The following is a 13,455-nucleotide window of genomic DNA, read 5'->3' as shown; positions in this document are numbered from 1 at the left end:
ACCCTACAAATGCCTGCCAATGTCGCCTCATCACTTCACTTTTTGAAAAGCATTTCACACTAGAAATGCAGACGAAAACCAAAAGGTGTCCCAATAAATTCCCCCACGTCGCAACCTTATTGCTTAAGAATTTGACTGTTGATAATGTTGATTTCGACCAAGAATGGAAACCCCGTTCTGGTCATCCAACAATAAAGCACGCAAATGGACGAGCAATAATTATGAAAAAATCGTTATTACGCCGAAGCGTTTTATCAAGCGCCATTTTGGCGGCGACCACCACCGCAGTGCCACAAGCACTTTTCGCTGCAGAAGAAAGTGCGATGGAAGAAGTGGCAGTCGTCGGGTCGCGAATCCAGCGCAACGCCGAGTTTGAGACAGCGACACCGATCCAGGTCATGGACCGCGAGGCCCTGGAAAAGGCGGGCTATACCAACTTGCAGCAGATGTTCGAAAAGAACCCTGCCGCAGGCAACGGTACATTTTCCACCCGCGGGAACAATCAGGACTCAACCGCCAATGGAGCGGCGGCAGTCAGCCTGCGCGGTATGGGTGCCGATGCCACGCTGGTTCTCGTCAACGGTAAACGTGTGGCCATCAGTGCGTTTGCCGAAAGCATCACTACAAACTTTGTCGATATAAATACAATTCCTCTTGCCGCCGTTGAGCGCGTCGAAATACTGAAAGACGGCGCCTCCGCAATCTATGGCTCCGATGCGGTGGCCGGCGTGGTCAACCTGGTGCTACGCAAAGACTTCGAGGGAACTGAGATTTCCGTCGACTACGGCGGTGCCGATGGATACGACGAACAATCGGTATCTGCGGTCTGGGGCATCAATGGAGAGGATTCCAACCTCACCGTTATCTTTGATCACCAGACAAATTCCACGCTGGCGAGCATAGAAAGAGACGGGCTGGACACCGCAGATCAATCCGCCCTCGGCGGTATGGACTTCCGCTCCTCCCGCGGCTACCCAGGTCGCTTTATTGTGGACGGCGAAACCACGATCGACCCCAACTGCCCGGACAATAGTGCCTTCGGACAGACCTGTGTCTACGACTACGGCCCCTGGACACTCCTCGCCCCGGAATCTGAGCGCACCGGCGTTCTGATGCTGGGCCGCGCGCAATTGACCGACAATGTGGAATTTTTCAGCGAGCTCGCGGTACAACACAATACGTCCATTGCCCAGGGCGCACCGACACCACTGGACGAAGACGCGGGCCTCACCGCCCCCATAAATCACCCGAACAATCCTTTTGCCGGGGCCAGTACCATCGCTATCGGCCGCTACCGCACCGTCGACGCCGGTGCCCGCCAATGGGATATCGAAACAGATAATCTACGCGGCGTGTTTGGGCTGCGCGGAAGCATTTCCGATTGGGACTGGGAAGCCTCGGTGCAGCGCTCCCGCAGTGAATCCACTCAGACCGGTGACCGCTCTCAGGGCTGGGTGCGAACCGACCTGCTGCAAAAGGAAATTGACGCTGGCCGCTACAACCCTTTTGGCGGCGTTCAGAATCCTCAGTCGGTTATCAATGCCATTACCACCAGCCTGGTACGCCAGGGGAAATCCGAATTGCGCAGCATGGACTTTACGATCAATGGCGATCTATTCGATACCAGTAATGGTGCCGTCGCCATGGCCGCCGGCCTTGAGCGCCGCGAAGAAAAAGCCTCCGATATACCCGATGACCAGTTCCAGCGCGGACTGATATTCGGTACCGAATCTGTTTCTGCCTCCGCGAGCCGCGATATCACCTCCGCATTTGTGGAGTTCGCTATCCCACTTCCTGCCAATCTCGATCTGTCACTGGCCGGCCGCTATGACGACTACAGTGATTTCGGCAGCACCACCAACCCAATGGCCAACCTTCTGTGGACCGCCAGTGACAAGCTGTCATTGCGCGCCTCCTGGGGGACCGGCTTCCGGGCACCTTCGCTGGCACAGATCGGCCTGGGGCCATCCCAGGAATCGCAGTTCTTCATCGACTCTTACGGTTGCGCAATCAACGATGCCTACTGTGCCAGTACTGATTACAACATCGTGTTTTCCGGCAACCCTGACCTGGAAGCGGAGGAGTCGGAGTCCTTCAACCTTGGGGCAGTGATCAAGCCTGTCGATAATATGCAATTGTCGCTGGATGTATGGAGTATTACGCAGGAAGGCAAGATCGATGAGGTTCCCTTCGGCTACCTGTACAGTCAATTCTGTAATGATCAGAACAGTACCGTGTGTGTGCGCTCTGCGCCGCTACCCGGCGAATCGCTCGGTTCGCTGCAATCCATCAACAGCGGGTTTATCAATATCGGCGAGCAGACGGTGTCGGGGGTGGACCTGAGCATGGTGTACTCCGCTCTCACGGTAGCCGGTGGAGACCTGGGCCTACGCCTGGATTACTCCTACCTGACCGAGTTTGAGCGGGTAGAGCTGAACTCCACGGGGGAAGATTTTCTGACCCGTGACCTGGCCGGTGAATATGAATACCCGGAACACCGCTGGGCTGCATCTGCCGACTGGGCACTGGATACCTTCGCGTTTACCGTGGGACTGAATTTCATCGGTGAGTTTGAGGATACACCGGACATCGATTTTGATGGCACCCAGGATTACGACACCAACCGCTCGCGCACGGTCGATTCCTTTATGACGCTGAATCTGCAGGCCCGTTACACCGGCTTTGAAAAGCTGGTGCTGAGTCTTGGCGCGGACAACGCGCTAAACGAAGAGCCACCTTTTGCCATTGGCGACGGTGACTCGGATCTGTACGGGTATGTTTCCAGCCAACACGACCCTCGCGGGCGCTTTGTGTATGGGAAGATGACATACAGCTTTTAAATCCACCGAGGATTGAACAACCAGACAAGGGAGGGCTCAGGCCCTCCCTTTCTTCCACCTGCAGGCTCTTCGACAACCCACTACTCGGGAAATACCTTCTCCATATCCTTCTTCCGCAACCGCCTGAAATGCTGAAGCTCCCAGGGCCGCAGCGCCACCATCAGGCTGGAACCAAAGCGCTCATCCAACGCCAGACCACTATCCGCCTCGTGCAGCTCCTGAAACTGCGCCAGCAGCCGATCCATTTTTCGCATCAGCTCCGCGTTGGCAGTACGCGACAACATGCCGGTGCGAAATATCATTTTTTCACCGGGACCGGAGAAGTTTGACGCGAGAAAGTCCGGCTGTACTTCTTTCTGAAAAAACTGCTGGATGGGACCATTGGGTAACCAGCGGAACTCCTTGGCGACAATCAACCGGTAACGATTGAGCGGCAACAGCTCAATCAATTTAAGCCGATCGAGCCGGGCAAGTAACTGGATACACTGTGGCTCACTGAGCGCATAGGTCTGCAGTATCTGTTCGACGGTCCACTGGTTGATAACGCACACGGTTACCAGTAGCAGGTGCGGATCGCCGGCAACCTCCCGTTCCTGCTCCTCGGTCAGGGTTGTGATACCGCGGCGGGCTTCGCTGGTCTTGCGCACCAGGTCGGAGAAATCCATGCCGGCAATCTCACACAGGGTTTCGAGTCGGGTGACCGACAGGGTGTCGCCGCTGATCAAGCGCTTGATACTACTTTCCGATAGCTGCAGGTGTCTGGCAACCTCGGCATAGGTTACCCCCCTTGCCTTCAGCTCTTGCTTGAGGGTCTTCATCAGTGCCTGAGTCTGGCTCATTTCACCACCTTGGTATCGTTATTCGGTGCTTTTGGGGTCAGATAATGCAACTTTACCGGTTCAAGGTGATTATTGTGAGCCCTTACCCCTAAATACTCCGGTGCCCGGACAATCCCGGCGCATTTTTCTTTTCAGCCTGCGATGGCATCCGGAGGAACCGACAATGCAACGTTTATGGCGCAACCCCATTCACTGGCTTACCTGTCTATTACTGGGCGCACTCACCCCGCAACTTGCGGTAGCTGCAGGGCTGTTAACGCCCGCCGACGGTTCGCTGCCTGCCTTAGAGATCAGAGAACACCACGTGAACGTGGTCATTGAAGATGGCTACGCGATCACCGAAGTAGACCAGACCTTTTACAATCCGAACGATCGCGCACTCGAGGCGGTGTACAGCTTCCCGGTGCCGGAAAAAGCCTCGGTGGGTGAGTTTACTTACTGGATCGACGGCCAGCCGGTGACAGGTGAGGTACTCCCCAAGCAGCAGGCACGCGCTCTCTACGAGCAGGAAAAAGCGCAGGGCAGAAACACCGCCCTCACCGAACAGGACGAATACCGCACTTTTGACAGCCGTGTCTATCCGGTACAGGCCAACGATGCGGTGCGTATTCGCCTGGTGTATATCCAACCGGTACATGCCGACCTGGGTATCGGGCGCTACGTCTACCCGCTGGAGGAAGGCGGTGTGAACGAGGAGCGCGCGGCATTCTTTACCTACCAAGAGCATGTGCAGGAAGCCTTCAGCTTCAATCTCACCATGCGCTCTTCCTACCCCATCGACCAGTTCCTGCTGCCGGCACACCCTCAGGCACAGATCCAGCAGCAGTCGGGTCAGGAATGGAAAGCGTCTTTCGCCAATGCGGCGAACTCTGGAAGCAATGGCCCTGGTGTCGACGAAGAGAGACAGCCACAGCCGGCCACCCCCTCCGCCGGAACGGCCTTCACACTCGACAAGGATGTGGTTGTGTACTGGCGCCACCAGCAGGGCCTGCCCGGCACAGTAGATATGGTGACCTATCGCCCGCAAGGCAGCGACCGCGGCACCTTCATGCTGACGCTCACACCCGGCGATGACCTGGGGCCGGCGACACAGGGCCGCGACTGGACGTTTGTACTGGATATGTCCGGTTCCATGGCCGGCAAATATCACAGCCTTGCAGAAGGCGTGCGCAAAGGCCTGAACAAGCTGCCACCAACAGACCGTTTCCGCATGATCCTGTTCAACAATCAGGCGCGGGAGCTGACCACCGGTTTTGTGCCGGTAACCGACACCAATGTGAACCACTATCTACAGCAGCTGGAATCCCTGCAGCCCAGTGGCGGCACCAATCTTTTTGCCGGTCTCAAGACCGCCTATAATGGGATGGATGCCGATCGCCCCAGCGCCGTAATTCTGGTAACCGACGGTGTGGCCAACGTGGGTGTGACCGCGAAAAAGGCGTTCCTGGATTTGCTGGAGCAGCACGATGTCCGCCTGTTTACGTTTGTGATGGGCAACAGCGCCAACCGACCACTGCTGGATGGTATGGCCAGCGTATCCAATGGCTTTGCCATGACCATCTCCAACAGCGATGATATTTCCGGGCGTCTGGTGCAGGCAGCAGACAAGTTGCAGCACGAGTCTTACCGGGACATCGACATAAACATATCCAATACAAAAAAGTCCGACGTAAAGGTGCGCGATATCACGCCTCAGCGCATCGGCTCGCTGTACCGCGGCCAGCAGTTGATTGTATTCGGGCATTACTGGGGCGACGGCGTGGCGAAGCTCACCATCGACGGTAAGGTTTCTGAGCGCGCGGTAACCTACACATCGGCCCTGCAATTTCCCGCCACCGATACCCGCAATCCCGAACTGGAGCGCCTCTGGGCCTACGCCACCATCGAAGATATCCAGAACAAAATGGACTACCTCGGCCATGACAGTGACAGCGAAGATGCGATCGTCGATCTGGCTGTGGAATACGGGCTGGTGACACCCTACACATCCCTGGTTGTTGTGGAGGAGCAAGTCTTTGAGCAGCAGGGGATCCAGCGCAACAACAAGGCTCGCGTCGAAAATGAAAGAGCCGCGCGTCAGGATCGCACATCGACACCGGTACAAGACCACCGGCAGGATCGCGCCCAACCGGCTTTCAACGGTAATCGTTCCTACCCCAGCAGCAGTGGCGGCTCTGCGGGCCCGATTGTGATACTGCTTTTACTGGTACTGATCTTCCTTCGCAAAAAACGTTACTGGTGAATTGCGGCGGGGTATTTCTAGAATCACTTTAACGAAGGGCCCAGCAGGGCCCTTTCATTTTTGACGCGCAAAACCAAGGGTTATTTTGCGGTCAACATTTGTCCTGCAGCCTTCGTTCTCCATGCTATTTTTACAGGTGTTTCAGATTTTCCCCGGCAGTTCCAACTTTAATAATTGCCGCGCCATCACAAGGCTTTTGACACGCCACGCGAATATTTAACGATAAGCAGTATCGCCGCGGTCAACTGATGTTAAACGGAGTTAACAATGAAAAAGCTCAGGCTGGCCGCAATCCTGGTACTTTTGTTTCCTGTATATGCTAATGCTCAGATTTCTGTTTCGGATGTGGATCTAAAGCGTTTTTATATTCGGCTGGGTGCGAGCTTTGTTTATCCCGATGACAACGCGACGTCGCCGAAGCACTACCTATTACAGGATTTCGAACTCTACCAGACCAAGTGGGAAATTGAGGAAGACACTACCTGGAATACCTCGGCTGTCTGGCGGCCACTTCCTTATCTCGGATTGGAGGTATTGTATGTCGGTGGTTCTGACCACTCTCTGCATCTGGAGAATTTTCGCGTTTATCCGGGAAGAGACAATATTTACTTTGGTCGCTTCTCCATGTCCTCCGCCAACCTCTTTATCAACTGGTATATGAACGACCTGGACTGTCTGGGGCAGCCCTATCTGGGAGTTGGCGTGAATTACTCCGACTTTTACGACGACGAGTTAAATCCTGAATTCCAGCGATACCTGATGGGAAAAGGAATGACCAGTGACCTCTCAAAATTCGGGATGGGTCATTCATGGGGCGCCAGTGCCCAGCTGGGTATTGACTGGCGTCTGGGGCGCGGTATTGCACAATCGTGGTTGATCAATGCCGCGGTCATTTACACCGATGCCAGCACCGATGGCGTTGTAACTTACCCCACCAATCCCGGCTACGACCGGCTGTATTCAGACTTCGACACCAACCCGTGGACATTGAACCTGGGTATCACCTATGAATTCTGAATCCCTCTCTCGCAGCAGAGGGTTCCACCACAGACTTCTGTTGACGGCAGGCCTGCTTTTATTCCCCCTCTCCGTACTGGGGGACTGTACGCCAGGGAATACTGGGACCGCTGGGCCAGACCAGATTCTATGTGACGAAGACAATGATGCAGCCGGTGCGGACGTCAATGCTCTCGGTGGCAATGACACCCTTGATCTGAACGGCGGCACTATCGGCACCGCCAATGCCGGGTCCGGCAACGACCAAATCAATATCAACGGCGCACTGATCGAGACCAACCTATTCGCAGGGGAAGGCGACGATACTATCATCATGGATGTGCGGGATTCTGAAATCGGCAGCTACTTTAGTGGTGGCCTCGATATGGGCGCGGGCAACGATCATATTGAGCTGTACGACGGATTAATATTCGAACTGGATGCCGGTGATGGTGACGACTATATGCTGCTGGACGGCGGCTTTGTTTTCCACACCCTGAATATGGGCAGCGGCGACGACACCCTGTATTTCGACGAAGGCATCATCAATCACTTTGTCGGCGGTGACGGTTCTGACTATGTGGAAATCGATGCGTTCGCCTATGAAGGGGACGCGATTCTCGATGGCGGCGACGACCTGACCGCCGACGATGGGTACATCGATACATTGCGCTTCAAACTGGACCATCTTATTGACGGTGGCAACCTTCTCAACTGGGAAAACATCATCATAAACGGCAGTTCAAAGCTGCGTATGTTCAATACACTTGCCGTTGGTGGCGGCAGCAACGGGCGCCAGCAACTGGGGTTAGATATTCGCTTCGGCGGCATCTTAGAGCCACAGCAAAAGAACTTTTCGATTTCCGGGGATGTACACAACGCGGGCACGCTCTGGCTGGAAAATGGCGTGTTCAATCAGCTGAACATCACATCACATCAGGACGGCCGTTTCGGTGACTACGAGGGGCGCAACGGGCGATTGTGGATGGACACCCGGCTGGCAGGTGACAACGCGCCCACTGACTTTTTCAATGTTGCCGGCAACGTTACCGGGCGCACGTCTGTGCGCATTTTTAACCTGGGCGGTGATGGTGCCGTGACGACTGGCAATGGCATTCCCATCATTCGGGTGCAGGGCAGCAATCCCAGAAGCGCCTTCAGGCTGGATCCGGATTACACCGGGTACGATGGAAGAAGAGCCGTCGTTGGCGGTGCCTACGGTTATACCATGCACCGGGGTAGCGAGAGCGACCCGGATGATGGTTACTGGTACCTGCGCTCTACCATCGCCGACCCATTCAACAACAGCGGCAATTTGATTCCACGCTGGCAACCGGGTGCTGTCCTGTACGAGACCTACGCGCAGGCAATCCGCAGGATGAATACACCCACAACATTGCGAAAGCGCGTAGGTAATCGATTTTGGGCCGGCACCAGCTTCAAAGACCGCGGCATTTGCTGCTACGGCAATGCGGTGGAGCGCACGATCGATGGCGGTGGGCTATGGATGCGGGTAAATGGTACCTACGACGACAATGCGCCCGATCACTCAACCGCGGCGGCCCAGTGGCAGCAAGACTTCGGGCAGGTTCAAATTGGCTCCGACTTTTCATTCGACCCGTCGGTGCATCGTGGGCGCCTCATACTCGGGGTATTCGCTCAATACGGGTACGGCAGTACGGAACTTGATGGCTACTTTGGTCAGGGCACTATCGACACAGATAGCTTCGGCGTCGGTAGTACACTGACCTGGTACGGTAGCCAGGGCAGCTACGCGGATATCCAAGCGCAATTCAACTGGTATGACTCCGACCTGTATTCACGGGAGCTCTGGTACCTGGGAACCGGCAACGAAGCCATCGGTTTTAACTTCTCAGTGGAAGGCGGGCACAGCTTCAAGCTTTGCGATTTTTACTCCCTCACGCCGCAGGTACAACTGGCCTTTACCGCCGAAGATATCGACGATAATTTCGATCCTTACGGCGTCCGTATGGAAGACGCGGAAAACCAGGGTAATTTTACTCGCCTCGGTCTGGCGTTTGAGCAGCGCGTCAGCCAGCGGGTGAATCGGAATATGTACGGCAACCTGCTACTGGAACGTATCGGGCTCTACGCCATCGCTAATGCCTATTACTACTTTGATGACGAAACCGAAGTGCTGGTTTCCGGCACCCCGCTACGCCAGGCGCGAGACGAGTGGTGGGGGCAGCTCGGCGTTGGCTTTACCTATGACCAGTGCGGCGACGGCTGCTCGGTATATGGCGAAGTGGATTACGCCAGCAGCCTGGAAAACTTTGGCGATAGCGACAGTATCCAGCTGACATTTGGTTTCCGCTTCAAGTGGTAGTGGATTACCCCGCGCCGACGAATTCCCTATACTCGCCGGATGCGTAACCCGACCAAGTCAATACTTCCCTCACACACACCGGACCACTGGCAAAACCTGCTGTGGGCCCTGTCTGCAGATGATATAGCGCCCGACTACCCCCTGCCCTGGCTACCCGCGGCGCGACGCCAGGCATTACACAGCTATTTTTCGTCCGCGGAAATTTACCAGCAGCTCTACCCACAACTGCCCCATTTTCTCGCGCAATTCAACAGCCACCGGCTGGGTATCTACTTCGAAAACCTCTGGGCGTTCGCTTTCCAACACCATCCGGATTACACCCTGCGCGCGCGCAACCTGCCAATCCGCCACGAAGGGAAAACCCTGGGGGAGCTGGATTTCCTGGTCCACCACCACCCAGACGATATGCTGGAACACTGGGAACTGGCCGTGAAGTTCTACCTGCAGGTGGACAAACACTGGATGGGCCCCGGCCTGCGCGATCGGCTGGACATCAAACTGGCGCGTATGCGCGAGCACCAGCTACCTATAGCCCAGAGCCCGGAAGTGCAGTCGCAGCTGGCACTGACGGGTTTGACACCACAGCGGCAGTGGACACGGATGCCTGGACGGCTGTTTACGCCACTACAGGAAGGTTCACCAGAACCCGCTCACCACTGGTGGGCAGACACGGCACAGTTTCTGCAATGCTTCTCGAGTTCCGGTTACCGCTGGGTTCAGCTACCAAAGCAGACCTGGCTCACCTCCTGTGGCATCCCAGACCCGATCACAGCACAACCACTGGCTCTCCATGCCATTGACCTGCAAAAGCTTCACCACCAGCTGAATGACCGCGGCCCCCTTTGTGTCGCGGCCACCGATGACAGCGGCGAGATCAGCCGTGGATTTATCGTGCCAGACGACTGGCGACAACGCGCCTCCTCCGAGCTCGCCTCTGCCAAGTAAAAATGCCAGGCTCCTTGACTTGGATCAATCTTCGTTTACAATTTTCAGAAATTTCTGAAAATTAAGAAAATCATGAAACTTTCCAGTCAGGCTCAGGCCTTCGTATTGCACTTTGGCGAAATGGGCAGCCGGTGGGGGTTCAACCGCACGGTAGGGCAGATGTTTGCCCTGCTCACCATTCACAATAAGCCTGTCAACGCCGATCAGTTGGCGGAGGCGCTGAAGATCAGCCGCGGCAATGTGAGTATGGGGTTGAAGGAGCTGCAGGCATGGCGGCTGATCGAACTACATCACCAGCCCGGGGATCGTAAGGATTACTTCACCGCATCCGGCTCCATCTGGGACCTGGCGCGCACGGTGTTTGAAGAGCGCCGCAAACGCGAGCTGGATCCCACCCTGACCCTGCTGCGGCAACTGCTGTTGACCGAACCCCGGGACGAGCAGGAAACCGAAGCGCAGAAAAAAATTCAGGAGGTCTACAGCCTGCTGGAAATGCTCGACCAGTTTGCCAACACGCTGAGCAAACTGGAGCACAAAGACCTGGCAAAACTGATGAAGCTGGGCTCCGGGCTCAACAAACTGCTGGACCTAAAGGCCGGCGCGAAAGCCAAAAAACCCGGGAAGTGATAGGAGGCCTCACCGGAGACAAGGAGGCCTCACCGGAGACAAAGAGGCGTAACCGCGCAAGAGGTAACACTCCAAGTTTGAGGCATCCGCTGTAACCCATCCGCGGCCCCCGACGGCCGTCTGCCAACGAGGTATCTATGCTGGACACCCTGATGCTGTCACGCATCCAGTTCGCCACCAACATCAGTTTTCACATACTGTTTCCCACCATCACCATTGCCCTCTGCTGGATTCTTTTCTTTTTCAAATTGCGCTTCGATTTCACCGGCAACCCGGTATGGATGCGCGCCTACCGATTCTGGGTAAAGATATTCGCGCTGACGTTTGCCCTGGGTGTAGTGAGCGGTATCACCATGTCGTTCCAGTTCGGCACCAACTGGCCAGGCTATATGGAAAAGGTGGGGAATATCGCCGGGCCTTTATTGGGCTACGAAGTGCTCACCGCATTTTTCCTGGAAGCCACATTTCTCGGCATCATGCTATTCGGAATTAAACGGGTGCCGAGCAAGCTACACACCTTTTCTGCATTGATGGTGGCCGTTGGCACCACCCTTTCCGCCTTCTGGATTCTCGCACTCAATTCCTGGATGCAGACACCGGCCGGTTATGAAATTCGCGATGGTGTGGTGCATGCAACAAACTGGCTGGAGGTGATCTTCAACCCATCTTTTCCCTACCGCCTCTCTCACATGCTGCTGGCCTCCGGGTTGACCGCATCGTTTTTTGTGGCCGGCCTTTCTGCCTACCGCATTCTCAAGGGCGATGAAAAAAAGGCACCGTGTCTCGCGTTGAAAACCGCACTGATTCTCGCTGCAGTACTGGCACCACTGCAGGCATTTGTGGGTGACCTGCACGGGCTCAACACCTTTGAACACCAGCCGCAGAAGATTGCCGCCATGGAAGGTGTCTGGGAAACAGAGAAAGGTGCGCCGCTGCTGCTGTTTGCGGTACCCGATGAGGAAACCCGCAGCAATCACTTTGCCGTGGGTATTCCCAAGCTGGCGAGCCTGATTCTTACCCATGAAACCGACGGCGAGATTCCTGGGCTGAATACTTTCGAAGGCAATCACCCACCGGTAAAGCCGCTGTTTTTCGGCTTCCGTATCATGGTGGGCATGGGACTGCTGATGTTGGCCACGGCCTGGCTGGGCTGTTTTCTACTGCGACGTCCGCAAATGCCACGTGCGTTTCTGAAGCTACTGGTGGCAATGACTTTTTCCGGCTGGGTGGCGACACTCGCGGGCTGGTACGTTACCGAGGTGGGGCGGCAACCCTGGCTGGTTACCGGCATTTTGAAAACCGCCGACGCGGTAACCCCCATAGCGCCGGCCAATGTGGGGCTCTCGCTCACCCTGTATCTGATCGTTTACGTGATTCTGATGTGGGCCTATATCCACACCCTGAAACGTATGGCCCTAAAGTCTGTACATGTAGAGGAATTCGAAACCAACGAACCGGTCGCTGACGGCAGCCTCACTAATCTGCCGCAATCGCGCTCGGTGGGAGGTAACCCATGAACGAAGTCATCCACCACAGTAACGACTGGCTGCCGGTGATTTTTATCGGCCTGATGGGGCTGGCGGTACTGGCCTATGCGATCCTCGATGGCTACGACCTGGGCGTAGGTATCCTGCTGCCCATGGGCGAGCAGGATGAGGCGCAGCGGGACACCATGATCGCTTCCATCGGCCCCTTCTGGGATGCCAATGAAACATGGCTGGTGCTGGCCATTGGCCTGTTGCTGATCGCCTTTCCCGCGGCCCACAGCCTGATCCTGATGCAACTGTATATTCCGGTGGCAATCATGCTGGTGGGCCTGATCATGCGCGGGGTGGCATTCGACTTCCGCGCCAAGGCAGCGGTGGATCACAAGCTCGCCTGGGACCGCACCTTCAAGGCCGGCTCGCTGATCACTACCCTTACCCAGGGCTATATGCTCGGGCAGTATGTGATGGGTTTTGACCAGAGTGTACCGTCGCTCTTGTTTTGCGCAATCAGCGCGCTGGGCGTTACGGCAGCTTACAGTTATATCGGCTCGGCCTGGCTGGTACTGAAAACCGAGCAGGATTTGCAAGTGCGTGCGGTGCGCTGGACGCGGGTGACCGGGCGCGCAACGCTTGTGGGTGTGATCGCGGTATGCGCCATCAACCCGTTGGTAAACCCCGGGGTATTTGACCGCTGGTTTACCTTTCCGCTGGTGATGTTTGTATTGCTGATCCCGGCGCTGTGTTTTTTAGGCTTTGTCTGCAACGACCTGCTGCTGGCGCGCATGCCAAAGGCTGCCGATCGCCACAGTGCAATCCCGTTTTTCATCGTCGTGGCTATTTTCACCCTGTGTTTTAGTGGCCTGGGCTTCAGCTTTTTCCCGGAAATTGTTCCCGGAGAAATGACGATCTGGGAGGCCGCCAGTGCGCGAGAATCACTGCGGTTTATTCTGGTAGGGGCAGTGATCGTGATACCGGTGATCTTGCTGTATACGGTATTCTCTTATCGTGTATTTCACGGCAAGGCCACGGACTTGCACTACCACTGAGCCGTTTCAGGTTCGGGAACAAAATAGCCCCGGTTTGACGGGGTTATTTTGTTCGCCTGCAAGCAGGCTGCTCCACAGAAAGATTC

Annotated in this window: 9 protein-coding genes; 8 read left to right on the top strand and 1 reads right to left on the bottom strand. The window is 55.8% G+C overall.

Annotation, left to right across the window (positions count from 1 at the left end; all coding sequences use genetic code 11):
* The first annotated feature begins 323 nt into the window (after positions 1-323).
* Positions 324-2,840: a TonB-dependent receptor gene (locus Q1A74_RS10405; protein ID WP_299595452.1), complete on the top strand. Its 2,517-nt coding sequence runs from the start codon at positions 324-326 to the stop codon at positions 2,838-2,840.
* Between the two features lie 80 nt (positions 2,841-2,920).
* Here Q1A74_RS10405 and Q1A74_RS10400 read toward each other — a convergent pair whose 3' ends face one another.
* Entirely contained in the window at positions 2,921-3,679 is a 759-nt protein-coding gene (locus tag Q1A74_RS10400; RefSeq protein WP_299595450.1) for a helix-turn-helix transcriptional regulator, read from the bottom strand.
* Between the two features lie 163 nt (positions 3,680-3,842).
* On the opposite strand from Q1A74_RS10400, the gene Q1A74_RS10395 reads away from it, so the two are divergent.
* From Q1A74_RS10395 to Q1A74_RS10365, 7 genes are all read left to right on the top strand, one after another.
* A complete protein-coding gene (locus Q1A74_RS10395) occupies positions 3,843-5,921 on the top strand; it encodes a VIT and VWA domain-containing protein (RefSeq protein ID WP_299595448.1) in 2,079 nt (692 codons plus the stop codon).
* 267 nt (positions 5,922-6,188) lie between these two features.
* The gene (locus Q1A74_RS10390; RefSeq protein WP_299595446.1) at positions 6,189-6,938 is read left to right on the top strand and encodes an OmpW family outer membrane protein; all 750 of its coding nucleotides are present in this window, start codon (positions 6,189-6,191) and stop codon (positions 6,936-6,938) included.
* Positions 6,928-9,264: an autotransporter outer membrane beta-barrel domain-containing protein gene (locus Q1A74_RS10385; RefSeq protein WP_299595444.1), complete on the top strand. Its 2,337-nt coding sequence runs from the start codon at positions 6,928-6,930 to the stop codon at positions 9,262-9,264. The genes Q1A74_RS10390 and Q1A74_RS10385 overlap by 11 nt, the downstream gene beginning before the upstream one ends.
* 39 nt (positions 9,265-9,303) lie before the next feature.
* Complete coding sequence (locus Q1A74_RS10380) at positions 9,304-10,209, top strand: DUF1853 family protein (RefSeq protein WP_299595441.1); 906 nt, start codon at positions 9,304-9,306, stop codon at positions 10,207-10,209.
* A 72-nt stretch (positions 10,210-10,281) separates the two neighbouring features.
* Positions 10,282-10,836 carry a MarR family transcriptional regulator gene (locus tag Q1A74_RS10375; protein ID WP_299595439.1) on the top strand — a complete coding sequence of 185 codons (555 nt, stop codon included), beginning with the start codon at positions 10,282-10,284 and terminating at the stop codon, positions 10,834-10,836.
* A 137-nt stretch (positions 10,837-10,973) separates the two neighbouring features.
* Positions 10,974-12,353: a cytochrome ubiquinol oxidase subunit I gene (locus Q1A74_RS10370; protein WP_299595436.1), complete on the top strand. Its 1,380-nt coding sequence runs from the start codon at positions 10,974-10,976 to the stop codon at positions 12,351-12,353.
* On the top strand, positions 12,350-13,369 hold the full coding sequence (locus Q1A74_RS10365) for a cytochrome d ubiquinol oxidase subunit II (protein ID WP_299595434.1): 1,020 nt from the start codon (positions 12,350-12,352) through the stop codon (positions 13,367-13,369). The genes Q1A74_RS10370 and Q1A74_RS10365 overlap by 4 nt, the downstream gene beginning before the upstream one ends.
* Positions 13,370-13,455 lie beyond the last annotated feature (86 nt).

The organism is uncultured Microbulbifer sp., from assembly GCF_947504145.1.
GTDB lineage: Bacteria > Pseudomonadota > Gammaproteobacteria > Pseudomonadales > Cellvibrionaceae > Microbulbifer.
This window is presented reverse-complemented; position numbering and strand designations above follow the sequence as displayed.